The organism is Sandaracinus amylolyticus (genome assembly GCF_021631985.1).
Classification (GTDB): Bacteria; Myxococcota_A; Polyangia; order Polyangiales; family Sandaracinaceae; genus Sandaracinus; species Sandaracinus amylolyticus_A.
In genome coordinates, this window is the sequence record NZ_CP070225.1 from 10,460,563 (window position 1) to 10,486,919 (window position 26,357).

The window sequence follows — 26,357 nt, forward strand, 5'->3', positions numbered from 1 at the left end:
TGGTCCGACCAATGTCGACGACCATCGACACCACCGCCGACGCCCTGCGCGCTTCGATCCTCCGGGGCGAGCTCGCGCCCGGTTCGCGCCTGCCTCCGGAGCGCGAGCTCGCGGCGCGCATGGGCGTGCACCGCGCGACCCTGCGCACCGCGCTCGCGCGCCTCACCGCGGCCGGCCTCGTCCATGCGCGACAGGGAAGCGGCTACGAGGTCCGCGACTTCCGCACCCACGGCGGCCCCGATCTGCTGCGCGACCTGGTCTCGCTCGCGACCGGGGCGCGCCTCGAGCGCGAGGCCGCCGATCTCCTGCTCGTGCGGCGCCATCTCGCGCGCGGCGTGCTCGAGCGGCTCGCCGAGGGCACGTCGGCGCGTGCTCGCGCGCGCATCGCCGCGGCGGTCGACGCGCTCGAGCTCGCGATCGACGGCGGGGAAGCGCTCGAGGTGATCGCGTCGCGCGACCTCGAGGTGATCGCCGCGATCCTCGAGGCGACCGAGAGCGCGGTGCTGCAGCTCTGCCTGAACCCCGTCGCGTCGATCCTCGCCGGGGCGCCGCGCCTGCGCGACGCGATCTACGTCGACGCGCGCGAGAGCGTGCTCGCGTGGCGGGCGCTGCTCGTCTGGCTCGAGCACCCGCGCCGCGACGCGATCGAGGGAGTCGTCGCCGCGCTCGAGGCGCGCGACGCGCGCACGCTCGCGCGCCTCGGATCACCCCGCCGCAAGAGGAAGACATGACGAACGCGCTTCCACCCTGGTCCGCGCTGATGATCGCGCCGCGCCCGATCGCCGCCGCGCTGGATCGCGTCGCGCGATCGGGGCTCCACTCGCGCACGCCGAACCTCTGGCAGATCCAGCTCGGCGTGCTGCGCATGCAGCATCGCGTGCTCTTCCGGAGCGAGACGATCGGCACCTGCGCGACGCATCCGGTGCGCGCCACGTGGCGCGCGCGCCTGCTCCAGTGGCGCCCGCTGCGCTTCCCGTTCCTCGTGCGGGAGCGCGCGATCGCGCCGCTCGACCACTCGGGCCTCGCGAGCTCGCCCGAGCGCGTGCTGCGTCATCTGCTCGGTGCGCACCACGACGGATGGCAGCTCGTCTACGACCTCGAGCTGCTCGCGGCCGCGCACCCCGGCTGGCTCGAGCGGGTGCGCGATGCGGCGCGCGAGGTGGTCGAGGGGCGCGATCCGCGCGCGCCGTGGCTGCGCGATCTCTGCGTCTTCGAGGGCTATCACGAGCAGCTGCTCGACGCGGTCGAGCGCGCGATCGCGGGAGAGCTCGAGCTCGACGCGGGCACGGCGGACGATCCCGACATCACGTTCCGCGCGTACCTCGCGTGGTGCGCGCGACAGCCCGAGACCCCGAGCGAGACGCTCTCGCTGTGGGCGAGCGGTCGCTACTCGATCGCGCACGGGGTGCACGCATGAAGGTCGAGGACGTCTGGGCGATGGGGCCCGCGGAGTGGCGCGCGCTGCTGCGCGACGGACACCCGATCGATCCCGACGCGCTCGCGGGATGGAGCTATCGCGGCACGAGCCTCGGCATGCCGGCGATCGTCGATCGCGTGACCTGGAAGACCTTCCAGAAGTGCTTCCATCGCGACGACGCGGGCGTGATGCGCGGGTGGAACGTGCGGCTCGTGCAGGACGGCACGACCCAGCGCGGCGCGCCGAGCGAGCCCCAGCGCGATCGCCGCGGCGAGCCGGTGACGTTCGGGCACTTCCGCGTCGTGCCGGCGCGCGATCGCGGCGTGCCCCACGGCTTCGATCGCGGCTTGTTGCTCGACTACGGCGGCCTGAGCGCGCGGGCGATCGGTCCGCTCTCGCGCCTGCGCGATCCGATCGTCGCGCTGCGCGCGGGCGACGCGGATCTGCTGCTCGGCTGGTCGTACCTCGCGGCCCTCGGGCGCACCATCGACACGCCGAGCTTCTTCACGCTCGAGCGCGAGGCGCGCACCGCGCACGTGCCGCTCACTTGTACTCGATGAGACGCACGCGCTCGCCGCGCAGGCGCGCGCGATGGAACTGCAGCACGCCCTGCAGCTCCGCGAACTTCGCGATCGTGATCGCCACTGCGTACGTCGCGGCATCGCGACGATGTCGCCCGCGCCGGCGCGTCGCGCGATAGGCGCGCCACGCCGAGATCGGATATCCGCCGAGCAGCGCGAGGCTCGCGCCGAACGTGGGCACCGCGAGCCCGGCCGCGGCCGCGGGGACGATCGCGCCCCAGAGCCAGATGCGATTCTCCGCGCTGCGCGCGCGCGCACCGCGCACCCGAGCGCGACGAGACGCGTGCTCCGCCGACGCGTGCCCCGATCGCACGCATCGCTTCCACCACTGCGACGCGCGGGTCATCGCCGCGTCGTGCAGCGTCATCTCCGCGTCGACGCGCTCGATCCGCCACCCGAGATCGCGCATCCGCGCGCAGAGGTCGGGCTCCTCGCCCGCGATGAGCGTCGCGTCGAACCCACCGGCCGCGCGGAACGCGTCGAGGCGCATCATCGAGTCGCCGCCGCACGCCGCCGCGTCGCCGATCGGCGTGTCCCACTCGACGTCGGTGATGCGGTTCCACACGCTCGCGTCGGGCCTGCGCTCGCGACGCCGCCCGCACACCGCGGCGAGCTCGGGATCCGCATCGAGCCGCGCGCGCGCGGTCTCGAGCCAGCCCGGCATCACCTCGCAGTCGCCGTCGACGAATTGCACGTAGCGCAGCGCGGGCGCGATCTCGAGCAGTCGCTCGACGCCTGCGTTGCGCGCGCGTGCCGCGGTGAACGGCACCGAGCCGTCGAGCTCGACGACCTCGATCCCACGCGCCCGCGCCGCCGCGACGCTGCCGTCGGTCGAGCCCGAGTCGACGTAGACGACGCGTGTCCCGTCACCCGGCGCGAGCAGCGCGGACAGGGAGTCGAAGCAGCGGACGAGACGCACGCCCTCGTTGCGCCCGATCAGGACGCACCCGACCTCGGCGAGACCACCCATGCTCGAGAGATGTAGGCACCTGCGCGGTCACGACGAGAAGAGCCCGGTCCGGGGAATTCCCCGGCCGGGCTCGTTCGAGTGCGCCTATCGAGCGAATCAGCGCATGCGCCAGACGAGGTCGACCGAGCCCGCGAGGAACTGATCCGCCGCGCCGCCCGCGATGTACGTGTCGCCGGGCTCGGGGTTCATCGAGAACCAGTAGCGGGTCATCTCGAAGCCGGCGCGCACGCCGACGCCGATGTCGCTCTCCCAGCCGAGGTGCGCCGAGAGGTCCATGCCGGTGCCCGAGTTGCGCGGGAACCACGTCCCGAGCGCGCCGGTCCCGGTGAGCACGCGCCATCCGAACGACGCCTCGGTGTAGATGCCCGCGCCGACGTCGAGGCGCGCACGCACCGCGGGACGCACGAACTGGTACTCGACGTTCGGCAGCGCCGCGGTGTTGCCGCCGCTCGACGCGCCGAGCGTGAAGGTGTGGATGCCGCCGCCGAGGCCGATGCCGAGCTCGAGCGGCGCGAGCGGGATGCGCAGATCCGCGCCGCCGCGGATGTCGATCGAGTCGGTCGGGTACGTCGTGCCGTCGCGCTGGCGCGACTGGATGCCGAGCGCGCCGCCGAGGTAGAGCTCGACGCCGATGTTCGCGAGGAAGTCCTGGGTGAAGTGCGCGCCCGGGTACCACCGCGCCTGCGCCCGGAGCGTCCACCCGATCGGGAGCTGGTAGGGACGCAGCGTCAGGAAGATGTCGTCGTTGTACGAGTAGTCGCGCGAGAAGCCCGACGCGCCGATCGCCACCCAGAGCGGCGAGAGCTGCGGCCCGCTCGCGTTGCCGCGGCTCGAGCTCGACTCGCTCTCTTCCTCGCCGTCGTCCGCGTCACCACCGCGGCGCGAGAGCGCCGGCGGCGCCTCGTCCTCGATGTCGCTCATGTCGCGCGACGACGCGCGCGACGACGATCCGCCCGACGACGCGCGCCCGGGCACGTTGCCCTGCGACATCGAGAAGCCGATGCGATCGAAGAGCTGGCTGCGCACCTGCGAGCGGAGGCGGCCCGCGCCGCGCCCCGAGAACGTCTCTTCCGCGAGCTGCGCGCCGCTCGACGCGTCGCTCACGGTCACGCGCAGCTGGAAGCGCCGGCCGCGCCGCGTCACGCGCCCTTCGACGATCGCGCGCGCGCCGATCTCGCCGGCGACCTCGGGCGACGCTGGATCCGCGCCCAGGCGCGTCGCCGCGCGCTGCACCTCGGAGCTGCTCGCGACGTCCCAGCCGCCGCCCTCGAGCGAGCGCACCACCTCGGTGCGCGCCGCGTCGGCGCCGGGGCCGGAGAAGTCGAGCACGATCGCGCGGCGGTCCTGCGCCTCGCTCGTGCTCGGAGAGAGCGAGCCCACCAGCGCCGCGAGCGCGGCGGCGAGCCCGATCGTGGTGGAGACATGGGTCAGCGCGTTCCGCATGGGTCGTCCCTTCGTCCTCGGCGTCGTCGTCTTCGTCCCGGTCACGTTCTCGATGGCGATCGCGGAGGTCACGGGCTGAGGCCCGCGATCCACGTGCGAACCGCCGCCAGCTGCTCGTCGCTCAGCGAGCCGCGGAGGAGCGGCATGCGCCCACCGCACTCGGGCGTCGCCGACTCCATCTTCTCGAGGAGGTACGACGCGTCGGGATCGCCCGGCACCACGAGGATGCGATCGGCGCAGCCCGTCGCGGCGATGTTCACGACGCGATCGCGCGCCCCGGCGCTCACGAGGTCGAGCCCGAGCGCGGGCGACGACGCGCCGTGGCAGCCGCTGCCCGCGCAGTTCTCGGCGAGCACGTCGGCCCAGTTCAGGCCACCGCCGCCGCCGGCGTCGGCTCCGGGCGTGCCCGAGTCCTCGTCGGTCGGCGGAGCGCCTCCGTCCTGGCCTCCGCCGCCGCCGCCCGCGTCGGTGCCGCCGAGCCCGAAGCGCTCGGGGTTCTGGAGGTCACCGGCGCATGCCGTGAGCATCGCGGGCGCGATCATGATCGTGGCGAGCGCGACGATCCTCGTCAGGGCGGTGCCAGCCATCCGAGCTCCTTCCTCTTCCTCCGCGCGTCCTGCGCAGCGGCCGCGGCCCAGTGCAGGCGGCGTACCGCTCACGATCCCAGCGGAATGTGCGCAGAATCGCGAAACGGGAGCCGTGGGTGCTCCGATCGGCGGAGCCATCGGTGCTCTCCGCGGGGATCGCAGACCCCGTCGTGCTCCACGCGAGTCCCCGCGCGCGCACGGGGGGCGCGCCTAGGCGGGATTGACGTGGACGACCACGCGCGCGACGTCGTCCTCGCGGGCGAGCCGCGCCTGGACCGCGTGCGCGATGTCGTGGGCCGCGTGGAGCGTCATCTCCCGAGGCACCGCGATCTCGACGTAGAGGTGCAGCGACGCGCCCGACCACGTCGCGAGCAGCTCGTCGATCGCGCGCACGCCCTCGACGCTCGCCGCGATCCGCGAGAGCTCGCGCTGGCGGTCCGCGGGCGCAGCTGCGCCCATGACCAGCCCGACGTTCTCGCGCGCGAGGCGCACCCCCGCGAACCCCACGTAGATCGCGATCACGATCGCGAGCACCGAGTCGACGCTCGGCATCTGCCAGCGCGCCAGGGCGTACCCGATCAGCGCGACCGAGCCGACCAGGACGTCGTTGCGGGCGTCGACCCGCAGCGCGTCGAGCGCGGGGTTGGCCCGGCGGGCGAGGGCGCGCGAGGCGAGCATCGAGATCGCGCCCTTGAACACGACCTTCGTGAGAAAGGCGACCGCCACCGGCCAGTCGAGCTCGGCCTCCGCCCCGGTCGCGAGCGCGACCACCGCCGTCCGCAGCACCTCGACCGAGAGCACCCCCGCGAGCACCGCGACCACGAGCGCCGCGAGCGGCTCGGCGCGCCCGTGACCGAGCGGGTGATCGTCGTCGGCGGGCTGCGCGGCCTGGCGCACCGCCCACACCAGCGCGGCCCCCGCGAGCATGTCCGAGATCGAGTCCGCGGCCTGCGCGAGGGCGAGCTGGCTGCCGAACGCGAAGTGCACGACCAGCAGCGCGATCGACATCGCGAAGCTGCCGGCGATGCTCGCGTAGGTGAGCGCTGCGACGCTGGGATCCCGGCCGGACGACACGGCGGGCGAGTCTGTGCGCACGGCGTCGTCCCGTCGATCGATGACCACGTCTCTTTCTTGGGCGCCGAGGGCCGAGCCGGTAGACTCGCCTACATCCAACCACACGGCTCCGCGCGGGCCGATAGGAGCATGATGCGCATCGTCGAACGCCGGATCCGCCGCAGCGAGCAGCGCGAGCTCGCGCTTCGTTACCAGATCGATCACGCGCGCGACCAGGCGCGGCTCGAGGCGCTGGTGCTCGCGGACGAAGCGGGCATCGCGCTCGCGGAGTCGGGGGATCGCGCGGTGTGCGAGGAGCTCGCGGCGATCGCGCCGCTGCTCGGTCGGACGATCTCGATGCCGATGCCGCCGCTGCTCCGCGGGGCCGACGTCGCGGTGCGCACGATGCGCGTGCACGGCCAGCCGCTCTACCTCGCGTCGATCGGCGGGACCGTCGCGCGCGATGCGCTCCTCGCGACGTCGCTCCGCGGCGTCGAGCGCATCCTCGCCGCGAATTGATGGACGCGCGGAAGGAGATCTCGGGCTTTCGTGGGTGAAGGAGCGAGCGTGGCGCGCCGAGAGCGGGTCTTCTATGCTGCGCGCCCCGTGCGCTTCCTTCGCTCCGTGATCCTCGCGCTCGTCGCGGCCCAAGCCGCCGCGTGCGCCCCGCAGATCGGCGACTCGTGCTCGAGCGCCAGCAACTGCTCGATCAACGGCGATCGCCTGTGCGACATCGCGCAGCCCGGCGGGTACTGCACGGTCTTCGACTGCGAGCCCGATCGCTGCCCCGACGACTCGGTGTGCGTGCGCTTCAACCCGCAGCCGGCGCGCCGCGCGATCGTCGCGTGCATGCGTCGGTGCGGGAGCAGCGGGGACTGCCGCGAGGACGACGGCTACCGCTGCGTGTCGGCGGAGGATCTCGCGGAGATGGAGCTCGAGGTCGAGGTCCGCGACACCGACGTCCAGCGCTTCTGCGTGGCCGTCGACGCGGAGTGAGACTGCTCGCGAGCGGGCCGGGTCGAGAGGGGAGGCGCGCAGCCTCCCCCGGAATGCTCAGCGCACCGCGGCGCCGCTGAGATCGAGCAGACGATCGATCTCGCACGACCCGCGGTGTCGATAGGGCCGACCCGGGCAGAACATGCTCGCGCGGAAGTCCTGGCCCTCGCAGTCGCAGAACACCTGGGTGTCCCGCACGCAGGCGCGCTCGGGGCGACCGCACGTCCACTCCATACCGCATCCCGCGGGTCCCTGACACACCTGGTTCCCCGGACAGTCGCGGTTGGTGCGGCAGGAGCGCTCGCCGCGGCGCGGCGCGGGCTCCTCGGGGATCGACATCGCGACGCTCGTCGCTGCGCCGGCATCGCGCTCCCGGCTCGCGATCGGCGCTCCGGCATCGCGCTCTCGGCTCGCGATCGCCACGCCCGCGTCGCGCTCCCGGGTCGCGATCGGCGCACCGGCGTCGGGCTCCTCGGCGCGCGCGATCGCCTCGCGACAAGCGCCGCGGTGCACGAACGGACGCCCCGGGCACGTCGAGCTCGCGTGGAACGTCTGCCCGTCGCACCCGCAGAACGCCGCGCGATCGCGGGTGCATCCGCGCGCCCGCACGCACGTCCAGTCGGTGCTGCACCCCGCGATGCCGAAGCACGTGAGCCCGCGCCCGCACTGCGAGCTCGACTCGCAGGTGCGGTCCTGCGTCGTCGGCGGCTCGTCGTAGTCGTGGATGCCGAGCTCGGTGCCCGCGGCGATCAGCTCGCCCATCGCCTCGCAGGGCCCGACGTGCGCGTAGGGCTTCCCCGGACATCCGCCGCGCGCGTAGAACGTCGCGCCGTCGCAGTCGCAGTACGCGACGTTCTCGTCCATGCACTCGCGCGCCTCGCCGCACGCCCAGTCGCTCGTGCATCCCGGCGCGCCGCGGCACTGCATGCCCGCGCCGCACGAGTCGCTGCGCATGCACGCCGGGCCCTCGGGCGCCCGATCGTCCTCCGGCACCGCGAGCCCCGGCTCCTCGACCGGCGCCTCGGCGACCGGTGTGCCCGCGTCCATGCGCTCCTCGCGTGGACGCTCGGGCGGCGGCCGCTCGGGGCCCGAGCACGCAGACGCGATCAGCAGCGCGATCGAGAGCGGGAGCGTGAGCCGGCGCATGACGTTCGCAGCACGGAGCCATACACGAGGTGCGCGCGCGATGGAACCCCGCGATGGTTGGCGCTAGGCTCGCCGGCCTCATGCCTGGCTCGCTGCGAGACGTCGTCGACTCCCACCGCGTCGTCGTGTGCGTCGGGTCCGGAGGCGTCGGCAAGACCACGACCGCGGCGTCGCTCGCGCTGCACGCCGCGATGCGCGGGCGCCGCGTGCTCTGCCTGACGATCGACCCCGCGAAGCGCCTCGCGAACAGCCTCGGCCTGAACGAGATGACGACCGAGGAGCAGGTCGTCCCGAAGGCGCTCTTCGACGCGCAGGGCCTCGCGATGCGTGGTGCGCTGAGCGCGATGATGCTCGACACCAAGCGCACGTTCGACGAGCTGGTGCGCCGCACCGCGTCGAGCCCCGAGCGCGCCGAGCGCATCCTCGGCAACAAGCTCTACCAGTACATCTCCACGTCGCTCGCGGGCACGCAGGAGTACATGGCGATGGAGAAGCTCCACGCCGTGAAGAACGACCCGCGCTACGACCTGATCGTCCTCGACACGCCGCCGACCTCGAACGCGCTCGACTTCCTCGATGCGCCCGAGCGGCTCGCGGGGCTCGTCGACTCGCCGGCGATGCGCTGGTTCGTCCAGGCGTTCGAGGGCGCGGGCAAGCTCTCGCTGAACCTCGTCGGCAAGGGCGCGGCGTTCCTCCTGCGCGGGCTCTCGAAGTTCACGGGCACCGGGTTCCTCGAGGAGGTCGCGGCGTTCATCACCGACTTCAACGATCTCTTCGGCGGCTTCCGGGCGCGCGCGCAGGAGGTCGCGAGCGACTTCCGCTCGGCCGAGGTCGCGTTCGTGATCGTGACGAGCCCCGCGCCGCTCGCGATCGAAGAGGCGATCTACTTCGGCGAGCGCCTCGCCGAGGCGGGCATGCGTCGCGACGCGTTCGTGATCAACCAGGTGCACCAGCTGATCGCGGAGCCGAGCGCGCCGACGTCGCAGCTCGAGGCCGAGGCGAGGGCGCACCTCCCGGAGGGCGTCGACGCGGCGAAGATGGTCGCGCGCATGCGGCGCGCGCTCGACGACGCGCGCCTGCGCGCGGTCGCGGATCGGCTCGAGGCGGATCGCCTGAAGAACCGTAGCGGCAAGGACGCGCTCTACGTCGAGGTGCCGGTGCTCGAGCACGACGTGCACGACCTCGGATCCCTGGCGCGCGTCGCGAGCTACCTCGTCGGCGAGCGCCAGAACGAAGTCGTCACGCACTGATCAGCGCGGCACCGGCACGCCGGTGTGGCGCTCGATCGGGCCGATGAACGTCGCGTCGGTCGGGAGACGGATCGCGGTGAGCACCATGCCGGTCGCGATGAACGCGCCCCACACGTGCGCGGGCTGACCGAGGAACGCGGACACGAGACCAATCGCGCTCACCGCCTCCGCGAGCGCCATGGACACGATGAACGGTGCGAACGCGATCGCGCTCACCTGCCGGCGCACCGCGCTCGGGTCGGTGTACTCGCGGATCGTGGGGACCACGCCGCGGAACCCGACGGGCGCGGTCGGGTCGGGCACCTCGCGCAGCTCGAACCGATGCCGCTCGATCGCGCTGCGCAACAGGAACGGCGGCACGAGGAACGACGCGATCGCGCAGCCGATCGCGAGGCAGATCAGGAGCGCGAGCGTCGTGTCGTCGGGCGCAGTCGGCTGCACCTCGACGAGCGGGATCGCGAGCAGCGCGACGTAGACGAGCTGCGAGCACAACATCGCGAACCACATGATGCGCGGGACGAAGAGCAGCGGCGGCGACGACGTCGAGGTGGCCACCCGCCGATTCTACGCGACCCCGTAGCGCGATCGGCGCGACCCGCGGCACCATGCTCGTGTGAGGCCCGGGTCGGAGCTCGACGTCTTCCATTTCCTCGGTCTACGGAGCCTCGAGCGATGCGTGCTCCCGCGCGATCGAGCGCTCGCCGGATGACGTGCTCGCCCCGCGAGAGGAGATGACCATGCGTGCTTGGAGATGGCTCGCTTGCGCGAGCTCGCTGGTGCTCGCGGCCTGCGGCGACGACTCGCCGGAGACCGCGCTGCGCGTCGTGCACCTCAGCGCGGACGCGCCTCGGATCGATGTCTTCGTCGACGGGGAAGGGCCCCTCGTGTCCGGCCTCGCGTTCGGCGGAGGAAGCGACGCGGTCCACGTCACGCCGGGCGATCGCGACATCCAGATCGCGCCGGCGGGCGACGGCGCCGATGGCGCCGTGGTCACGGTGAGCGACGCGCGCATCGAGGACGGCGGACGCTACACCGCGGTCGCGTTCGGCGCGCTCGCGCGCGTGCAGGCGAGCGTCGTCGAGGACGATGCGTCGGGGCTCGCGAGCGGCGATGCGCGCGTGCGCGTGATCCACGCCGCCGAGGGTGTCGGGACGGTCGACCTCTACGTCGTTCCCGACGCCGGAGCGCCCGAGCCGCTCGCCGAGAACCTGCGCTACGGCGGCGCGTCCGATCCCGTCGACATCACCGCGGGCGCGCTCGTCGTGGGGATCGACCTCGACGACGACGCGATGCCCGATCGGCTCTTCGCGCTCGACGCGCTCCCCGCCGGCGAGGTGGTCAACGTCTTCACCGCGGTCGACGCCGAGGGCACGCCCTTCCTGCTCGTGCAGGGGCTCGAAGAGACGGTGCGCGTCGACGCGCTCCGGCAGCGCCTCCGCGTCGTGCACCTCGGCCCGGACGTGCCGTCGATCACGCCGCTCGTCGGCGACGAAGCGCTCACGTCGATCGCGTTCGGCGCGAGCACCGACTACGCCGATCTCGCTGGCGGCGAGACGACGCTCGACCTCACGACCGACGGCACGAGCGCCATGTCGTTGCTCGGCGTGCCGCTCCAGCTGGAGCAGGGCCGCACGTACACCGCCGTGGCGCTGGGACGCGCCGCGAGCCTCGACGCGGTGGTCTTCGAGGACGACACCGCGGGGCTCTCGCCGATCGACGTGCGCGTTCGTGCGATCCACGCCGCGCCGGATCTGGGCCCGATCGACGTCTACGCGGTCGCCGCGGACGGAGACACCGAGAGCCTCTTGAGCGACGTCGATTTCGGCGACGCGGCCGAGCCCTTCGATCTCCCGTACGGCGCGTACACGCTCGGCATCGATCGCGACGACGACGCGACGCCCGACCTCTACTTCACGCTGCCCGAGCTCGACGGCGGTGCGCTCGCGAACCTCTATCTCGCGCAGGACGCCGAGGGCGATGCGTTCGTCCTCGCGCAGCTCGAGGGCGCGACGACCTCGCGCGTCGATCCCTCGCAGTCCGACGTGCGCGTGCTGCACCTCTCGCGCGACGCGCCCAGCATCGACGTCTATGCGGGCAGCGCCACCGCGGCGGTCACGAACCTCGCGTTCAAGGCCCAGTCGAGCGTGATCTCGGTCCCCAGCGGCGCGCTCTCGGTCGCGGTCACCGCGACCGGATCCGACACGCGATTGCTCGACACCAGCGTTCGGGTGCTGCCCGAGCGCGCGTACACCGTCGTCGTGTACGACGACCTCGCATCGATCGACGTGGTCGCGCTCGAGGACGACGCGGCGGGCCTCTCGTCGTCGAGCATCCGCGTGCCGATCACCCACGTCGCGCCCGGGGTGACGCGCGGCGACGTGTACGAGCTGCTCGGCGGAGGCACGACGTTCGGCACCCAGCTCGTCGACGACTTCGGCTTCGGCGAGACCGAGGCGCCGGTCGATCTCCCCGCGGGCACGTACACCATCGGCTTCGACGCGGAGGCCGACGGAGACGTGCAGGCGATCTTCGATCTGCCGCTGCTCACGCCCGGCACGTATGCGCGCGCGTACGTCTTCCAGGAGGCGAGCGGGAGCGTCGGAGTCCTCGTGCAGCTGCGCAGCAGCGTGGTGGTCGTGCCGGCGCGCTGACGGTCTTCTATCGAGACTTCAGCAGCTTCCCGACGAGGGGCGTCAGGAGCTCCGTCAGCCAGGTCATGACGGCGCGTACGCGACGGGGCACCGAGCGTCCATGCGTGTGCAGCAACGCGATGGGCAGCGGGCGCGCCGTGAGCTCCGGCATGATCTCGACGAGCAGGTCGGCGGTCCGGTCCTGACCTGGACGCGGCACCTGCACGATGCCCAGCCCGGCGACGCACGCTGCGACGTAGGCCTCGGTGCTGTCCACGGTGAGCACGCTCCGCATGGGAAGCTCCTTGTACGTCTCGCCGTCGAAGTACTCGAAGACCGGCGCCGCGTCGGACGCGTAGTGCACGACGAGGTGATCGCGCAGGTCGTCCACGCAGCGCGGTGTCCCGTGCCGGCGCAGGTACGACGGGCTCGCGAGATTCATCATCTGCGCCTCGCCGATACGACGACCGACGAGCCCCGGCTCGTCCGCGTTGCCGACGCGCAGCACGATGTCCAAGCCCTCGCGCAGCGCGGTGGCGGCGCGCCCGGTCGCCCTGATCTCCAGCTCGAGCTGGGGGTGGCGCTCGAGGAGCTCCGGGATCCGCGGGATCACGAGCTCGCGAGCGATCAAGTTGGGCAGCTCGACGCGGACTCGTCCACGTAGGCCACGCTCTGCCTGGAACAGCGCCGCGATCTCGTCGGCCTCGACGAGGAAGCCGCGCGCGCGTTTCAGGAGCTGCTCTCCTTCCGGCGTCGGCCGCACGATGCGCGTGGAGCGCTGGAGGAGCTGCGTGCCGAGCGCGGCCTCGAGCTTCTGCACGTGAGCCGACGCCCGAGCCTTCGGCATCCCGAGCTGACGAGCGGCTTGGGTGAAGCTCCGCAGCTCCGCGACGCGCACGAACACCCTGACCGACTCGATGTCGACGCTCATTGTCTGGTCTCGCGAGACAGTGTGTCGGGCTTCGGCCTCTTTATCCAGCGCCCGAGGCTCGCTACATCGAGGCATGCGCCTCACCGGATGGGCGCCAACCATGCGCGTTCGGTCCTGCGCGCGCCGAACGCGCCGGCGAACATTGTTCTGGAAATCGAGACGAACCTCGGAGCCGACATGACGAACTGGACGATCTCGGACATTCCCGCACAGAAGGGCCGCTCGGCGGTCGTCACCGGCACCGGCGGGCTCGGATACGAAGATGCGTTGGAGCTCGCGCGGGCAGGGGCGGACGTGATCATCGCGGGGCGCAGCCCCGAGAAGGGCGCGGAAGCGGTGGCGCGAATTCGCGCCGAGCTGCCTTCGGCGACGGTGCGGTTCGAAGAGCTGGACCTCGCCAGCCTCGAGTCGGTGTCGAGCTTCGCGGCTCGCCTGAAGAGTCAGAAGAGCAGCCTCGATCTGCTGATCAACAATGCGGCCGTGATGGTCCCGCCGAGGCGGCAGGAGACGTCGGATGGTCTCGAGCTCCAGTTCGGCACGAACTATCTCGGCCACTTCGCGCTCACGGCGCAGCTCATGCCGCTTCTTCGAAAGAGCACGAGCGCGCGGGTGGTGACCCTCTCCAGCGTCGCGAGCCGAGACGGCAAGATCAACTTCGCCGACCTGCAGGAGAAGCAGAGCTACGTACCGATGCGCGCGTATGGCCAGTCGAAGCTGGCGTGCCTGATGTTCGCGCTCGAGCTGCAGCGGCGCAGCGACGCCGGCCAGTGGGGCGTCGCCAGCATCGCGGCGCATCCCGGCATCTCTCGCACGCAGCTCCTGCACAACGCTCCCGGGAAGTGGAGCGCAGTCGGACTGACGCGGACGCTCTTGTGGTTCCTGTTCCAGCCGGCGTCGCGAGGCGCGCTTCCGACGCTCTATGCCGCGACCTCGCCCGCGGCGGTCGGCGGTGCCTACTACGGCCCGCATGCGATGAGCGAGACGCGGGGCCATCCGGCCTTGGCGAAGATCCCGCAACAAGCGGCGGACACGGCGGTCGCCCAACGTCTGTGGCGCGTCTCCGAACAGCTCAGCGGGCTCGCGTTCGACGCCTAGATCCCGTCGGAGCGAAGGGCGGGCGAGAACCCGGGGCGCAGCCTGCGCTTTGCGGCGACCAGAGCGGGGGCTAGGCTCCGTTCCGTCGAAATGACCAACATCGCTGCGGATCGTCCCCTCGCCGCCGTCGTGCTCGCCGCTGGGCAGGGCACGCGCATGAAGAGCTCGCTGCCCAAGGTGCTGCACTCCGTGTGCGGCCTCCCGATGGTCGCGTGGGTGGTGCGCAGCGCGCTCGCCTCGGGCGCGCGTCGCGTCGTCGTCGTCGTCGGGCACGGTCGCGAGGCGGTCGAGGCCGATCTCCGCGCGCGCTTCGGCAGCGAGGTCGAGATCGCGGTGCAGTCCGAGCAGCGCGGAACCGGTCACGCGGTGATGTGCGGGATGGAGCCGCTCGCGGACTTCGAGGGCGACGTCGCGATCCTCTGCGGCGACGTGCCGCTGCTCGAGAAGGGCGCGATCGACGCGCTGCTCGCTGCGCGTCGTGCGAGCGGTGCGGGCCCGGTCGCGCTGCTGACGAGCGTGCTCGACGATCCCACCGGCTACGGCCGGATCCTCCGCGACGCGACGGGCCACGTCGTCGGCATCCGCGAGCACAAGGATGCATCGCCCGAAGAGCGCGCGATCAAGGAGTGGAACGCCGGCGTGTACTGCGTCGATGCGTCGTTCCTCCGCGCCTCGCTCGCGAAGCTGACGCCCGCGAACGCGCAGAAGGAGCTCTACCTCACCGACGTCGTCGCGATGGCGGGCGCGCAGGGCGGAGCGACCGGCATCCGCTGGAGCGCGGAGAGCGTGCAGGGCGTCAACGATCGCTTCCAGCTCAGCGAGGTCGAGGCGGTGATGCGGCGCCGCATCGCGCGCCGCCTCGGCGAGAGCGGCGTGACGATCCGCGATGCCGCGACCCTCTACGTCGGCGCCGACGTGGTGGTCGAGCCCGACGCGGTGCTCGAGGCGAACGTCACGCTGCGCGGCAAGACGAAGATCGGCGCGGGCGCGCGCATCGACGTCGGCTGCGTGCTCGAGGACGTGGAAGTGGCACCCGGTGCCAATTTGAAGCCGTACACCGTCGCGTCGCAGTCGAAGATCGGCGAGGCCGCGCAGGTCGGTCCGTTCTCGCACCTTCGCCCCGACAGCGAGCTCGGGCCCGACGTGCACATCGGCAACTTCGTCGAGCTGAAGAAGACGCGCATGGGCCGCGGCAGCAAGGCGAACCACCTCGCGTACCTCGGCGACGGCCTGGTCGGCGAGAAGGTGAACGTCGGCGCGGGCACGATCTTCTGCAACTACGACGGCTTCCGGAAGAGCACGACGATCCTCGAGGACGGCGCGTTCATCGGCAGCGACTCGCACCTCGTGGCGCCGGTGCGCGTGGGCAAGGGCGCGTACGTGGCGACCGGGACCACAGTGACGAAGGACGTGCCCGACGACGCGCTCGCGGTGGGCCGCGCGAAGCAGGAGAACAAGCTCGGCTACGCGTCGCGCCTCAAGGCGAAGCTGAAGAGCTCGGCCGACGCCGAGAAGGCCGAGAAGCAGAAGAAGTGACCTTGGAGACCGAGCGCACCTTCCACGGGCGCTGCCCAACGCACGACATCGCGTTGAGCCCGTCCGGCAGTTGCATCGTGTGCCGCCGCTCGGTCGCGCCTCCGGAGCCGGAGCGCGAGACCTCGTGGGGGCGCGCGCTCGCGGGGATCGTGATGGTCGCGGTGATGGCGATCCTCGCGTTCGTCACGTGGCCGGGCGCCGACGCGACCGATGCCCAGCTCGCTTCGGTGATCGCGCGCGAGCCGGAGGAGGCCCAGCCGGTGGTTCCCGTCGTGGCTGCGCCGCCCCCTCCCGCTCCGAGCCCGCCGCCGCGACGACCCGAGCCCGCGGCGATCACGCGGCCGCGCGAGCCGCGCGTGATCGAGGCCACTCCGCCGCTCGATCGACATGCGCTCGCGGCGGCGCGACGGCGGGTGTCGATCGTCATGTACTCGACGTCGTGGTGTGGCGCGTGTCGCCGGGCGCGCGCGTTCCTCGATCAGCTCGAGGGCGTCAGCTACGTCGAGCACGACATCGAGGCCGACGAGCGCGCGAGAGCGCGCATGCGGGCGCTCAACCCGCGCGGCTCGATCCCGACGATCGACGTCGAGGGGCGCGTGTTCGTGGGGCTGAGCCCGAGCGCGCTCGAGGCCGCGATCGACGACGCGGCGCGCCGCCACATGTGATCGAGCATGCACCGTGTGCATGATCGCGGAGAGCACATGCACCGCGTGCATGGTCCTCTGCGTTAGGCTCGCCCATCGAAATGCGTCGTTACTGGCTCGCGCTCGCGTTGATCGTGGTGCTCGGCTGTGGTGCGCGCAGCGGGCTCGACGTGCCGGGTGATGCGGGCGCCGACGCCGCGGATGCCGCGCCGTTCCGGAGCTTTCCGTGCCGTTGGTTCCCGGGTGAGACGATCGAGCTCCCCGCGAGGGAGCTCGCGGGGACCCGGCCTGCGGCGGTGAGCACCGAGCTCGATCGCGTCGCGATCATCGGGCACGATCCCGACGACGCGTCCGTCGATCGCGCGTTCCTCCTCCTCCCGCGCGCGACGCCCGCGCTGCAGCGCGAGATCGAGGTGCCCGCTCGGCATCGTGGTGGTCTCGTTCCGAGACACGGCGGATGGCTCGAAGCGGTCCGCGGGGATGCGATGTCGTGCGAGCTGCGTCTGCTGACGCCGAGCTTCGACGTCGAGCGCACCCTCGCGATCGTTCCCGCCACGTTCGACTGCGGGATCGAGTCGATCGACCTCGAGCACGTCGTGGTGCGGACCTGGCCGGTCTCCGAAGGGGTGTCGAGCGTGGTCTCGATCCTGCGCATCGACGACGGCACGATGCGCGAGGTGTCGCGTGGCGACATCGTCTCCGCGACGCTCGATCGCGAAGGTCATGCGGTGGCCGTCGTAGGGCGAGAGGGCGAGCTCGAGGTTCGCGTCGTCACGCGCGAGGGCGCAGAGCTCCGCGCGGTGCTCCCTGCGCGGAACACGGCCTGGGCGCGCATCGTGCCCGATCGTCTGCTCGGTGGCGCCATCTTGCTCTACGAGCGCCATCACGAGCTCTGGGCGCTCGAACGTGTGCGAGTGCGCGACGGAGCGATCGAGCGCGAGCCGATCGCGCAGATCGATGGCGCGCTCAGCGCGGCGTACGATCTCGCGACCAACGAGACCGAGGCGCTCTTCTCGCTGCGCGATGGCTCGTTCGTCGCTGTCCCGCTGCACAGCGGGCAGGTTCGCGTGTTCGACCCGCCTCTCGTGCCCGGCTCCGAGCACCGCGTCGTGATCGCGCCGGGCGAGAGCGCGGGCGGCCAGCTGTGGATCGGTGAGAGAGCGGACGGCAGCACGGGCCTCCTCTACCGCTCGCTCACCTGCAATCGCTGACGTCGTCGCTGGCTCGCGGACTCATCGCCGCGAAGTACGCGGCGAGCCGATCACACGCGGGCTCGATGCGCGCGGGGTCGTCGTAGAAGTCGATCTGTCCCTGCGACTCGACCCACTCGAGCTTCGCGGGGCCTCCGAGCGCAGCCGCGAATTTCTCCGCGAGCGCCGGCGCGAGCGCGCGCTTCGAGTGCACGAGCAGCGTCGGCACGCGGATCTGCGGGGCCGCCGACATCGCGTCGTAGGGGAGGGTGTCGGCGCGCGACATCACCGCGAACGCGTTGACGTAGCCGGGCACCGCGCCGCGCGGCGTGCCGTAGTACTCGAACGCCTCGGCGAGCGGCATCGCGACCGGACCTTCGCGCCCGACCGCCGGGATCGTGATCGACTCGCCGGTCGCCTCGAACCGACGTCGCGCCGTCTCTGCCTCGTCGAGCGCGCGATCGTAGCCCTCGCCCATCCACGCGCGCTGCTGCGCCGCGTCGTGGAAGAACCCCGCGACCGCGCCGAACGCCTTCACCCGTGCATCGCGCGCGGCGACCGACGCGGCGTACCCCGCGCCCGCGCACACCCCGACGACCGCGAGCCGCGCGGCGTCGACCTCGGGACGCATCGCGAGGACGTCGAGCGCGCGGTGCATGTCCTCGATCTTCTTCGGCGGTGACTCGTACTGCCGGGGCTGCCCGCCGCTCTCTCCGAAGTACCGGTGATCGAGCGCGAGCGCGACGAAGCCGCGCGCAGCGAGGGCGCGCGCGTAGTTTCCCGAGGCTTGCTCCTTGATCGACGTCATCGGCCCGTCGATCACGACCGCCGGGTGCGGGCCACTGCGATCCGGCAAGCACAAGAGGCCGACGACGGAATCGGATCCGACGTCGAACACGACACGTTCGGTGCGCATGGCCCGAGCATGATGACGCCCGCCGGACGCGCGCGAATCGAACGTGCGAATGGATCCATTCGCACGCGTGATGCACGCGAGTGCGATAGTCGCGCGGATGTCCACGTCGCCGCGCCTGTCGTCGCTCGATCTCAACCTGCTCGTCGCGCTCGACGCGCTCCTGCGCGAGCGCAGCGTGACGACGGCCGGGCGGCGCATCGGGCTCAGTCAGCCCGCGATGAGCCACGCGCTCTCGCGCCTGCGCGAGCTGCTCGGCGACCCGATCCTCGCGCGAGAAGGACGCGTGATGCGCCACACCGCGCTCGCCGAGCGCCTCGCGCCCCAAGTGCGCCGCCTGCTCGGCGAGATCGAGTCGACGCTGCTCGGACATCGCGCGTTCGTCCCCGCCCGCGCCCAGCGCACCTTCCGCGTCGCGACCAACGATCACTGCGGCGCCGTGCTGATCCCCGAGCTGCTCGCGCGCATCCGCGACGAGGCGCCGCTCGTCGAGCTCGAGATGCACGCGCATCGCGGCGAAGCACCGGCGCACGAGCTCGAGCGCGGCGAGCTCGACGTCGCGGTCGGCGTGTTCCTGCGCGTCGCGCCCGGGCTCGTGTGCGAAGAGCTCTTCCAGGAGTCGTTCGCGTGCATCGTGCGCAAGGGCCATCCGCGGGTCGGCAAGGCGCTCACGCTCGAGCGCTTCCTCGAGCTCGATCACGTGCTCGTGAGCGCGCCCGACTACGGGCCGGGGGTCGTCGACTTCGCGCTCGCGAAACAGTCGTTGCGACGCCGCGTCGCGGTGCGCGTCCCGAGCTTCCTCGTCGCGCCCGCGCTGATCGCGCGCACCGACATGATCTGCACCGTGCCGCGCCGGATCGCCGAGCTCGCGGCGCGCGCGCATGCGTTGCGCGTCGTCGCGCCTCCGATCGAGATCCCGCCCTTCGCGGTGCAGATGGCGCGGCGCGCGGGCGCGGATTCCGATGTCGCGCTGCGCTGGCTCCGCGCGCACTTCGTCGCCGCCGCCCAGCGCGTTTCCTGATCCATCGATCGCGCGAATCGGTGCATCCGATCGTCGGATTGGGCACCTCGAGCTCGCATGCGCATCGTGCCGCGCATGGAGGTCGAGCGATGACGAAGGTGCACCGGGTCGAAGGGCGCGTGATGCCCGTGAATGCCTATCTGGTCGAGTCCGACGCCGGCGTGGTGCTCGTCGACGGCATGTTGACGGTGTCGGACGCGCAGCGCGTGCGCGACGCGATCACCGCGATCGGCAAGCCTCTCCAGGCCGCGATCGTCACCCACGCGCACCCCGATCACTACGCGGGGCTCGCGACGATCCTCGGCGATCGCGCGGTGCCGATCCACGCGACGCCCGCGGTGCGCGCCGCGATCGAGCGCGACGACGCCGTGAAGAACGCGATCGTCGGGCCGATGATGAAGGACGAGTGGCCGGCGAGGCGTGTGTTCCCCGATGCCGACGTCGCGCCGGGCACCACGCTGCGCGTCGCGGGCGTGCCCTTCGACGTGATCGACGTCGGGCCCGCCGAGTCCCCCGCCGACAGCCTCTACCGGATCTCGGAGCGCGAGTGGTTCGTCGGAGATCTCGTGTACGCGCGGATGCACGCGTACCTCGCCGACGGGTTCGCGTCGCAGTGGCTCGCGGCGCTCGATCGTCTCGAGCGCGAGCTCCCGCGCGACGCGCTGCTCTACGTCGGTCACGGCGAGCCCGGCGATCGCGCGCTGATCGCCGCGCAGCGCCGATACGTCGAGGTGTTCGCGGAGTCCGTCGCTCGCCATCGTGACGAGCCGCGCGATCAGCGACGCGCCGCGGTGGTCGCGGACATGAAGCGGCACCTGCCGACCGACGATCTCCTCTTCCTGATGGAGCTCAGCGTCGATCCGTTCGCCGGCTGACCTTTCATCGCGCGGAGCGCTGGCCTATCGTTGCGCCCGCAATGAGCCCCAACCCGCCGCTCGACTGGACCGCGATCACCGCCGAGGCGATCGAGCACTTCAAGGCCCTGCTCCGCATTCCGACGGTGAACCCGCCGGGCAACGAGCGACCCGCGGCGGACTATCTCGCTCGGCTCTTCGAGGCCGAGGGCATCGAGCACACGATCGTCGAGAGCGAGCCGACGCGCGCGTCGATCGTCGCGCGCCTCCGCGCGAAGACGCCGAGCGGGAAGGGCCCGCTGCTGCTCAACGGGCACCTCGACGTCGTCGGCGTCGATCGCCACAAGTGGACGCACGATCCCTTCGGCGCGGTCGAGGCCGACGGCTGCATCTGGGGCCGCGGCGCGATCGACATGAAGAACATGGTGACGATGAGCGCCATGACCCTCGTGCTGCTCAAGCGCGCGAGGGTCGCGCTCGATCGCGACATCATCTTCGCGGGCGTCGCGGACGAGGAGTCGGGCTCGAACAAGGGCGCGGTGTTCCTCGTCGAGAAGCACCGCGAGCTCGTGCAGAGCGAGTACGTCCTCAACGAGGTCGGCGGTCACACGCTGCACATGGGCGCGGCTCGTTACTATCCGATCCAGGTCGCCGAGAAGGGCATCTGCTGGTTCGAGATCACGGCCGACGGCGAGCCCGGTCACGGATCGATGCCGCACCCCGGCAACGCCGTGGTGCGCATCGCGCGCGCGATCGCCGCGCTCGGCGACTCACGACTGCCCCAGCACACGTCGCCGGTCGTCGAGAATTTCCTGCGCACCATCGCGAAGGGCGCGCCGTTCCCGCAGTCGAAGGTGCTGCCCCTGCTGCTCAATCCGCGCCTCGCGGGCACGCTGCTCGAGATCGTGCAGCGCATCGAGCCCGACCGCGCGAAGGGCCTGAACGCGATGCTGCGCAACACCGCGTCGCCCACGATCCTCGAGGCGGGCAACAAGGTGAACGTCATCCCGTCTCACGCGAGCGCGCACGTCGACGGGCGCGTGCTCCCGGGCATGACCGAGCGCCAGTTCCTCGACGAGGTCCAGCGCGTGATCGGCCCCGGGCTGCGCGTCACGGTGCACGAGCAGCACGACGGAGTGGAGTTCACGACGGACACCCCGCTCTATCGCGCGATCGAGTCGACGCTCGCGGTGCACGACCCCGGCGGCGTGCCCGTCCCCTACATGATCCCGGGCTTCACCGACTCGTTCGCGTACGCGCGGCTCGGCGCGATCTGTTACGGCTTCTCGCCGGTGCGCCTCGGGCCCGAGCTCGAGTTCACGAAGATGTACCACGGGCACGACGAGCGGATTCCGATCGAAGGATTCGCGTGGGGCATGCGAGTGCTCTACGAGCTCGTGCGCGACTTCTGCGCGCGCAGCTGATCGCCACGCGGCGTGCGCGAGCACGCTGCGCATCGCCCATCGGTGGCGTATCGTCGGCGGGCTCATGCACACGATCCCGCTCGGCCCCTTCGAGCTGCACGGCCGCGTCGCGCAGGGCGGCATGGGTGAGATCTGGCGCGGCGTCCACCGTGCGCAGGGCGTCCCGGTCGCCGTGAAGGTGATGACCGGCGAGGCGATGCAGGACGCTCGTTACTACGACGAGTTCCGCCGCGAGGTGCAGGCCGCCGCGCGCCTCTCGCACCCGCGCATCGCGATGGTGTTCGAGTACGGCGCGATCCCCGCCGAGGCCGGTCGCGCGTCGGGCGGCGCGCTCGTCGCGGGCAGCCCTTATCTCGTCATGGAGTGGGCCTCGCGCGGCTCGCTCGACGATCTCAAGAGGCCGCTCTCGTGGCGTGAGCTGCGCGGCCTCCTGCTCGCGCTGCTCGATGCGCTCTCGCACGCGCACGCGCTCGGCATCGTCCATCGCGATCTCAAGCCCGGCAACGTGCTGCTCGCCGACGAGGGCCCCTTCGATCGCGCGGTGCGCCTCAGCGACTTCGGGATCGCGCGCGCGCAGCCGCGCGAAGAAGAGAGCTGCGCGTCGTCGGAGGGCGAGATGTCGGGCCTCACCGAGACGCCCTCGGGCACGCCGTTCTACATGGCGCCCGAGCAGGTGTTCGGTCGGTTCCGCGACTACGGCGCGTGGACCGATCTCTACGCGCTCGGGATCCTGACGTGGGAGCTGGTCTGCGGCGAGCTGCCGTTCACCGGCTCGAACGTGCTCGCGATCTTCTATCAGCACCTCGAGCAGCCGCTGCCTCCGCTGCGCCCGCGCATCGCGGTGCCGGCAGGGCTCGAGGCGTGGCTCGCGAAGCTCTGCGCCAAGCGCACCCGCGATCGCTTCCGCTGTGCGGCCGATGCGGCGTGGGCGCTCTCGTCGCTGCGCTTCGACGAGACGACGAGCGATCCCCCGCCGAGCGTCGCGCCGCGCTCGATCGAGCCCGCGGCGTTCTGGGACACGCTGCCCTCGATGCCCGGCGTGCCGCAGTCGGCGTCGATCCGCATCGAGCCGGCATCGAGCGAGAAGCCGCTGCTCGAGCTCGCGGTCGAAGGAGACGACGAGACGATCCCGCCGCAGCCCGGGCACTGGGGTCGCGGTGCGGATGCACAGCCCACGTCGATGCGCCTCGTCGGCGCAGGGCTCGGCCTGTGGTCGCTGCGCACCGTGCCGATGGTCGATCGCACGAGCGAGCGCGACGCGCTCTGGGAGGCGCTGCGCAACGTGCGGCTCGAGCGCGCACCGCGCGCGGTGGTGCTGCGCGGAAGCGCAGGCTGCGGCAAGAGCCGTCTCGCGCAATGGCTCGTCGAGCGCGCGCACGAGGTCGGCGCCGCGGAGACGCTGGTCACGTCGCACCAGGCAGTGCCGGATCGACGTCAGGGCCTCGCGCGCCTCATCGAGCGACACTTCCGGTGTGGCTCGCTCGACGCGGAGCGCGCGCTCGCGCGCATCGAGGAGCAGCTGCGCGAGGACGGCGTCGACGATGCGTACGAGTGGCGCGCGCTCGGCGGCATCCTTCTCGGAGAAGGCGGCGAGAACGCGCGCTTCTCGATCGCGCCGACCACGCCCGGCGAGAGGCACGTGCTGCTCACGCGCCTCTTCGCGCGCATGACCCGCGAGCGCCCGCTGATCGTATGGCTCGACGACGCGCAGTGGGGCGAGGCCTCGCTCGCCCTCGCACGCCACGTGCTCGAGAGCGCGCCCGATCTCCCGGTGCTCTTCGTGCTCACCGTGCGCGACGAAGAGCTCGACGCGCGACCGCGCGAGCGTGCATCGCTCGCGGCGATCGAGGCGATGCCGCGCACCCGCACCTCGTGGATCGGACCGCTGCCGCGCTCCGACGTGCGGATGCTCGCCGAGGACGCGCTCGGCCTCTCGTCGGAGCTCGCGCGACAGCTCGAGGCGCGCGTCGCGGGACATCCGCTCTTCGCGCTGCAGATCGTCGGCGACTGGATCGATCGCGGCCTGCTCGCGGTGGGTGAGCGCGGGTTCGTGCTGCGTCAGGGCGCGCGCATGGCGGTGCCCGACGACATGCACGCGTTGTGGATCGGCCGCATCGATCAGGTGCTCTCGAGCCGATCGCCGCACGCGCGCGCGCTGGTCGAGCTCGCCGCGGTGCTCGGCAACGACGTCGACGCCGACGAGTTCGCGCGCGCCTGCGCGGTGCTCGGCCTCGAGTTCCCTGCGGACCTGCTCGAGCCGCTGATCCTCCATCGCATGATCGTGCCCGGCGAGAGCGGCTGGTCGTTCGCGCACGGCCTCTTGCGCGAGAGCCTGGTGCGCGCGGCACGCGAGACCGATCGCCTGGTCACGCTCCACCGCGCGTGCGCGGCGATGCTCGAGCAGACGCCCGACGCGCCGGGCGCCGCCGAGCGCCTCGCGTTCCATCGCCTCGGCGCGGGGGATCTCGAGACCGCGCTCGATCCGCTGCTGCGCGCGGTGCGGGCGCGCCTCGCGACCTCCGATCTCGATGCCGCGTTCGGCCTGCTCGACGACTACGAGCGCACCCTCGCGACGCTGTCGATCCCCACGACCGATACGCGCGCGCTGCGCGGCGCGATGGTGCGCGCCGACGCGCACCGCCTGCACTGGGACTTCGAGTCGTGCGAGCGAGTCGCGCAGCAGACGCTCGATCTCGCGACGCGCGCCGCCGACGTGCCCGCGCGCGCCGAGGCGATCGCGATGCTCGCGGTGTGCGCGCGACAGAAGGGCGATCTCGCGCTCGCGATGAGCCGCAACCGCACCGCGCTCGGCTTGTTCGATCGTCTCGACGACTCGGTGGGTCGCGCCCGCACGCTGCTCGCGATGGCGGTGGTCGCGCGCCAGCAGGGCACGGTCGATCGCGCGATGGAGCTCTACGAGCGCGCGCTCGCCCTCTTCGAGGTGCTCGAGGACGCATCGGGTCGCGGCTCCTGTCTGCTGGGCTTGGGCAACCTGCACCGCGCGGCGCAGCGCTGGAGCGAGGCGAAGTCGTACTACGCGCAGTCGCGCGACGTGTTCGAACGCCTCGGAAATCAAGGAAATCTCGCGCACTCGGTGAACGGCCTCGCCGAGGTCGCGCGCTACGAGGGCGATCTCGAGAGCGCGGAGCGCGGCTACCGCGAGGTGCTGCGCATCCAGGGCACGATCGGATCGAAGGCGACGTTCATCGGCCGCATGAACCTCGGGCTCGTCCTGATCACGCGGCGTGATCTGGAGGGCGCGCGCCGCGAGCTCGAGGGCGCGCTCGCCCAGCTCGAGAAGGGACGCCAGCGGGGCTACCTCGGATACACGCACGCGCTGCTCCTCCCGTGCGCGGCGGGCAGCCGCGACGGCGCGCTCTTCGATCGCCACCGCGAGGCGGCGGAGCCGCTGCTCGCGGAGACGTCGATGATCGATCCCGACATCGCGAGCGCGGCCGAGCTCGCAGGCCGCCTCTGGCTCGATGCCCACGACCTGACGCGCGCGCGCCAGTCCTTCGCGCTCGCGCACGCGCAGTGGGCCGCACTGGGCGACGACGCGCGCGCGGCGGCAGCGCAGCGCGCAGTCGAGTGATCATGGCCGAGCGGTGGGAGCCGATCATCGCGTTCGGTTTCGCGGGGCTGTCCCTCGGAATCCTCGACGGCTCGCAATGGGCGGTGGGAGACGCCGACGAACAGGTCGCGATCACGACGCGCACCGCTGTTCGAGCTCTCCCGGTGCTCGAGCTCGACCCAGAGGAGTCTCTGAGGCTCATTTCCGAGCGACTCCGTCAAATAGAACGTGTCCCACCCATCGACACAGTCCTCGCCACGTTGATCGCCGACGCGGTGTCGCACGGGCGATCGTATTGGACCGACCTCGGCATGCGCTGGGTGGAAGCACTCCAGCCCACCCCCGCGCTGGTCGAGATTGCAGCGCAGGTCTCGAGCTCGAGCTGGGCATCGCAGCGCGCGCGACACGCAGCCCGACGCGTCATTCGGCGCGCCGAGCGACCGTGAGGGAGCCCGCGCGCGTGAGTCGCAACGACAAGCGTGCCTCGCGGTTCGTCGTGGGTGCCATCGCCGGCGCTGCCGTCGTCTGGATCGTGCTCGTGCGCTCGTGCGGGCCCGCGTCGAGGCGCGTCCGCGCGAGTGAAGCCTGCCACTACCACGACCTCGTTGCCGGCTCCGACGCCCGCTTCACGATCCGCGATTCCGAGGGCGATGGCGAACGTCTCTGCGTCAGCGGCGAGTGGGTCTGCAAGACGTCGGATTGGCGCTCTCGGGGTGAAGGCGCACTACGACGCTCAGCTCGGCGCGCCGACAGACTCCCCGGGTCGTCGAGCCATTACTGGGTTCCCGCCGCAACTGGCTGCGACGGTGTGGCGTCCGTCGCTCTCGCTTGGTGCGACGCACCTGCCGCGTGCGTGGTGGAGAGTGGCTGGTGCGTGGAGCGCAGTCGTCAGGCTCTCCGCGATTGCCGGACCGGCGATTCGGAGCCGATCCAGCTGACCGACTTCGCATCGAATAGCCACCCCGTGGGCGTGGAGTCGCTCGGGGCGCTGTTCGATGATGTCACCGCGCCAGGTCAGGTGCTCGACAACGTACTGCGCACGGCCGCCGGCGAGCAGTTGTCCGACTTTCGCGCTCCTGGCTGCGAGGAGTGAGATCCCGTCGGT

25 protein-coding genes are annotated in these 26,357 nt (G+C 71.9%); 17 read left to right on the plus strand and 8 right to left on the minus strand.

The window, feature by feature from the left end; translation table 11 throughout:
* Window positions 1–11 precede the first annotated feature (11 nt).
* Genes I5071_RS44460 through I5071_RS44470 form a run of 3 tightly spaced genes read left to right on the plus strand, consistent with a single transcriptional unit; the run spans window position 12 to window position 1,977 of the window.
* Complete coding sequence (locus tag I5071_RS44460; protein ID WP_236519498.1) at window positions 12–731, plus strand: FadR/GntR family transcriptional regulator; 720 nt, start codon at window positions 12–14, stop codon at window positions 729–731.
* Window positions 728–1,417: a hypothetical protein gene (locus I5071_RS44465; RefSeq protein WP_236519499.1), complete on the plus strand. Its 690-nt coding sequence runs from the start codon at window positions 728–730 to the stop codon at window positions 1,415–1,417. Before I5071_RS44460 ends, I5071_RS44465 begins: the two co-directional genes overlap by 4 nt.
* A complete protein-coding gene (locus tag I5071_RS44470; protein ID WP_236519500.1) occupies window positions 1,414–1,977 on the plus strand; it encodes a hypothetical protein in 564 nt (187 codons plus the stop codon). The genes I5071_RS44465 and I5071_RS44470 overlap by 4 nt, the downstream gene beginning before the upstream one ends.
* On the opposite strand, the gene I5071_RS44475 is transcribed toward I5071_RS44470, so the two are convergent.
* The 4 genes from I5071_RS44475 to I5071_RS44490 form a co-directional block, all read right to left on the minus strand.
* Window positions 1,961–2,968 carry a glycosyltransferase family 2 protein gene (locus tag I5071_RS44475; protein WP_236519501.1) on the minus strand — a complete coding sequence of 336 codons (1,008 nt, stop codon included), beginning with the start codon at window positions 2,966–2,968 and terminating at the stop codon, window positions 1,961–1,963. The two genes, I5071_RS44470 and I5071_RS44475, sit on opposite strands and share 17 nt — an antisense overlap.
* Before the next feature lie 96 nt (window positions 2,969–3,064).
* Entirely contained in the window at window positions 3,065–4,411 is a 1,347-nt protein-coding gene (locus I5071_RS44480) for a hypothetical protein (protein ID WP_236519502.1), read from the minus strand.
* 68 nt (window positions 4,412–4,479) lie between these two features.
* The gene (locus tag I5071_RS44485) at window positions 4,480–4,998 is read right to left on the minus strand and encodes a hypothetical protein (protein ID WP_236519503.1); all 519 of its coding nucleotides are present in this window, start codon (window positions 4,996–4,998) and stop codon (window positions 4,480–4,482) included.
* A gap of 210 nt (window positions 4,999–5,208) precedes the next feature.
* Complete coding sequence (locus tag I5071_RS44490; protein ID WP_236519504.1) at window positions 5,209–6,072, minus strand: cation diffusion facilitator family transporter; 864 nt, start codon at window positions 6,070–6,072, stop codon at window positions 5,209–5,211.
* A gap of 132 nt (window positions 6,073–6,204) precedes the next feature.
* On the opposite strand from I5071_RS44490, the gene I5071_RS44495 reads away from it, so the two are divergent.
* On the plus strand, window positions 6,205–6,570 hold the full coding sequence (locus I5071_RS44495) for a hypothetical protein (protein ID WP_236519505.1): 366 nt from the start codon (window positions 6,205–6,207) through the stop codon (window positions 6,568–6,570).
* Window positions 6,571–6,657: 87 nt separating this feature from the next.
* Window positions 6,658–7,047 carry a hypothetical protein gene (locus I5071_RS44500; protein WP_236519506.1) on the plus strand — a complete coding sequence of 130 codons (390 nt, stop codon included), beginning with the start codon at window positions 6,658–6,660 and terminating at the stop codon, window positions 7,045–7,047.
* A gap of 57 nt (window positions 7,048–7,104) precedes the next feature.
* Here the strand turns inward: I5071_RS44500 and I5071_RS44505 are convergent, their stop codons facing one another.
* The gene (locus I5071_RS44505) at window positions 7,105–8,193 is read right to left on the minus strand and encodes a hypothetical protein (RefSeq protein WP_236519507.1); all 1,089 of its coding nucleotides are present in this window, start codon (window positions 8,191–8,193) and stop codon (window positions 7,105–7,107) included.
* An 80-nt stretch (window positions 8,194–8,273) separates the two neighbouring features.
* On the opposite strand from I5071_RS44505, the gene I5071_RS44510 reads away from it, so the two are divergent.
* Window positions 8,274–9,443, plus strand: coding sequence for an ArsA family ATPase (locus I5071_RS44510; protein ID WP_236519508.1), 1,170 nt, complete (start codon window positions 8,274–8,276; stop codon window positions 9,441–9,443).
* On the opposite strand, the gene I5071_RS44515 is transcribed toward I5071_RS44510, so the two are convergent.
* Window positions 9,444–9,998, minus strand: coding sequence for a hypothetical protein (locus I5071_RS44515; RefSeq protein WP_236519509.1), 555 nt, complete (start codon window positions 9,996–9,998; stop codon window positions 9,444–9,446).
* Window positions 9,999–10,180: 182 nt separating this feature from the next.
* On the opposite strand from I5071_RS44515, the gene I5071_RS44520 reads away from it, so the two are divergent.
* Window positions 10,181–12,094 (plus strand): DUF4397 domain-containing protein, encoded by a 1,914-nt coding sequence (locus I5071_RS44520; RefSeq protein ID WP_236519510.1) that lies wholly within the window; start codon window positions 10,181–10,183, stop codon window positions 12,092–12,094.
* A gap of 7 nt (window positions 12,095–12,101) precedes the next feature.
* On the opposite strand, the gene I5071_RS44525 is transcribed toward I5071_RS44520, so the two are convergent.
* The gene (locus I5071_RS44525) at window positions 12,102–13,079 is read right to left on the minus strand and encodes a LysR family transcriptional regulator (protein WP_329611121.1); all 978 of its coding nucleotides are present in this window, start codon (window positions 13,077–13,079) and stop codon (window positions 12,102–12,104) included.
* A 102-nt stretch (window positions 13,080–13,181) separates the two neighbouring features.
* Here I5071_RS44525 and I5071_RS44530 point away from each other — a divergent pair, with 102 nt between their 5' ends.
* The 4 genes from I5071_RS44530 (at window position 13,182) to I5071_RS44545 (ending at window position 17,490) form a co-directional block, all read left to right on the plus strand.
* Window positions 13,182–14,099 carry an oxidoreductase gene (locus I5071_RS44530; RefSeq protein WP_419249697.1) on the plus strand — a complete coding sequence of 306 codons (918 nt, stop codon included), beginning with the start codon at window positions 13,182–13,184 and terminating at the stop codon, window positions 14,097–14,099.
* 90 nt (window positions 14,100–14,189) lie between these two features.
* The gene (gene glmU / locus I5071_RS44535; RefSeq protein WP_268921198.1) at window positions 14,190–15,635 is read left to right on the plus strand and encodes a bifunctional UDP-N-acetylglucosamine diphosphorylase/glucosamine-1-phosphate N-acetyltransferase GlmU; all 1,446 of its coding nucleotides are present in this window, start codon (window positions 14,190–14,192) and stop codon (window positions 15,633–15,635) included.
* 77 nt (window positions 15,636–15,712) lie between these two features.
* Window positions 15,713–16,300 (plus strand): glutaredoxin family protein, encoded by a 588-nt coding sequence (locus I5071_RS44540; RefSeq protein ID WP_236519513.1) that lies wholly within the window; start codon window positions 15,713–15,715, stop codon window positions 16,298–16,300.
* Between the two features lie 80 nt (window positions 16,301–16,380).
* On the plus strand, window positions 16,381–17,490 hold the full coding sequence (locus tag I5071_RS44545; RefSeq protein ID WP_236519514.1) for a hypothetical protein: 1,110 nt from the start codon (window positions 16,381–16,383) through the stop codon (window positions 17,488–17,490).
* Here I5071_RS44545 and I5071_RS44550 read toward each other — a convergent pair.
* Window positions 17,474–18,385 carry an alpha/beta hydrolase gene (locus tag I5071_RS44550; RefSeq protein ID WP_236519515.1) on the minus strand — a complete coding sequence of 304 codons (912 nt, stop codon included), beginning with the start codon at window positions 18,383–18,385 and terminating at the stop codon, window positions 17,474–17,476. The two genes, I5071_RS44545 and I5071_RS44550, sit on opposite strands and share 17 nt — an antisense overlap.
* Before the next feature lie 49 nt (window positions 18,386–18,434).
* Here I5071_RS44550 and I5071_RS44555 point away from each other — a divergent pair, with 49 nt between their 5' ends.
* The 6 genes from I5071_RS44555 to I5071_RS44580 all read left to right on the plus strand — a co-directional run bounded on the left by I5071_RS44555 (window position 18,435) and on the right by I5071_RS44580 (window position 26,345).
* The gene (locus I5071_RS44555; RefSeq protein WP_236519516.1) at window positions 18,435–19,403 is read left to right on the plus strand and encodes a LysR substrate-binding domain-containing protein; all 969 of its coding nucleotides are present in this window, start codon (window positions 18,435–18,437) and stop codon (window positions 19,401–19,403) included.
* Window positions 19,404–19,492: 89 nt separating this feature from the next.
* On the plus strand, window positions 19,493–20,278 hold the full coding sequence (locus tag I5071_RS44560; protein ID WP_236519517.1) for an MBL fold metallo-hydrolase: 786 nt from the start codon (window positions 19,493–19,495) through the stop codon (window positions 20,276–20,278).
* Window positions 20,279–20,319: 41 nt separating this feature from the next.
* Window positions 20,320–21,681 carry a M20/M25/M40 family metallo-hydrolase gene (locus I5071_RS44565; RefSeq protein ID WP_236519518.1) on the plus strand — a complete coding sequence of 454 codons (1,362 nt, stop codon included), beginning with the start codon at window positions 20,320–20,322 and terminating at the stop codon, window positions 21,679–21,681.
* Window positions 21,682–21,745: 64 nt separating this feature from the next.
* Complete coding sequence (locus I5071_RS44570; protein WP_236519519.1) at window positions 21,746–25,273, plus strand: serine/threonine-protein kinase PknK; 3,528 nt, start codon at window positions 21,746–21,748, stop codon at window positions 25,271–25,273.
* Window positions 25,274–25,275: 2 nt separating this feature from the next.
* Window positions 25,276–25,698, plus strand: coding sequence for a hypothetical protein (locus I5071_RS44575; protein ID WP_236519520.1), 423 nt, complete (start codon window positions 25,276–25,278; stop codon window positions 25,696–25,698).
* 14 nt (window positions 25,699–25,712) lie between these two features.
* The gene (locus I5071_RS44580; RefSeq protein WP_236519521.1) at window positions 25,713–26,345 is read left to right on the plus strand and encodes a hypothetical protein; all 633 of its coding nucleotides are present in this window, start codon (window positions 25,713–25,715) and stop codon (window positions 26,343–26,345) included.
* Window positions 26,346–26,357: the final 12 nt, after the last annotated feature.

Coding starts and splice junctions, on each gene's coding strand:
- I5071_RS44570 (WP_236519519.1), top strand. CDS start 21,746: ATGCACACGATCCCGCTCGGCCCCTTCGAGCTGCACGGCCGCGTCGCG.
- I5071_RS44555 (WP_236519516.1), top strand. CDS start 18,435: ATGGATCCATTCGCACGCGTGATGCACGCGAGTGCGATAGTCGCGCGG.
- I5071_RS44480 (WP_236519502.1), bottom strand. CDS start 4,411: ATGCGGAACGCGCTGACCCATGTCTCCACCACGATCGGGCTCGCCGCC.
- I5071_RS44505 (WP_236519507.1), bottom strand. CDS start 8,193: ATGCGCCGGCTCACGCTCCCGCTCTCGATCGCGCTGCTGATCGCGTCT.
- I5071_RS44530 (WP_419249697.1), top strand. CDS start 13,182: ATGACGAACTGGACGATCTCGGACATTCCCGCACAGAAGGGCCGCTCG.
- I5071_RS44550 (WP_236519515.1), bottom strand. CDS start 18,385: ATGCGCACCGAACGTGTCGTGTTCGACGTCGGATCCGATTCCGTCGTC.
- glmU (WP_268921198.1), top strand. CDS start 14,190: ATGACCAACATCGCTGCGGATCGTCCCCTCGCCGCCGTCGTGCTCGCC.
- I5071_RS44545 (WP_236519514.1), top strand. CDS start 16,381: ATGCGTCGTTACTGGCTCGCGCTCGCGTTGATCGTGGTGCTCGGCTGT.
- I5071_RS44565 (WP_236519518.1), top strand. CDS start 20,320: ATGAGCCCCAACCCGCCGCTCGACTGGACCGCGATCACCGCCGAGGCG.
- I5071_RS44525 (WP_329611121.1), bottom strand. CDS start 13,079: ATGCCTCGATGTAGCGAGCCTCGGGCGCTGGATAAAGAGGCCGAAGCC.
- I5071_RS44465 (WP_236519499.1), top strand. CDS start 728: ATGACGAACGCGCTTCCACCCTGGTCCGCGCTGATGATCGCGCCGCGC.
- I5071_RS44575 (WP_236519520.1), top strand. CDS start 25,276: ATGGCCGAGCGGTGGGAGCCGATCATCGCGTTCGGTTTCGCGGGGCTG.
- I5071_RS44475 (WP_236519501.1), bottom strand. CDS start 2,968: ATGGGTGGTCTCGCCGAGGTCGGGTGCGTCCTGATCGGGCGCAACGAG.
- I5071_RS44470 (WP_236519500.1), top strand. CDS start 1,414: ATGAAGGTCGAGGACGTCTGGGCGATGGGGCCCGCGGAGTGGCGCGCG.
- I5071_RS44495 (WP_236519505.1), top strand. CDS start 6,205: ATGCGCATCGTCGAACGCCGGATCCGCCGCAGCGAGCAGCGCGAGCTC.
- I5071_RS44520 (WP_236519510.1), top strand. CDS start 10,181: ATGCGTGCTTGGAGATGGCTCGCTTGCGCGAGCTCGCTGGTGCTCGCG.
- I5071_RS44560 (WP_236519517.1), top strand. CDS start 19,493: ATGACGAAGGTGCACCGGGTCGAAGGGCGCGTGATGCCCGTGAATGCC.
- I5071_RS44510 (WP_236519508.1), top strand. CDS start 8,274: ATGCCTGGCTCGCTGCGAGACGTCGTCGACTCCCACCGCGTCGTCGTG.
- I5071_RS44460 (WP_236519498.1), top strand. CDS start 12: ATGTCGACGACCATCGACACCACCGCCGACGCCCTGCGCGCTTCGATC.
- I5071_RS44485 (WP_236519503.1), bottom strand. CDS start 4,998: ATGGCTGGCACCGCCCTGACGAGGATCGTCGCGCTCGCCACGATCATG.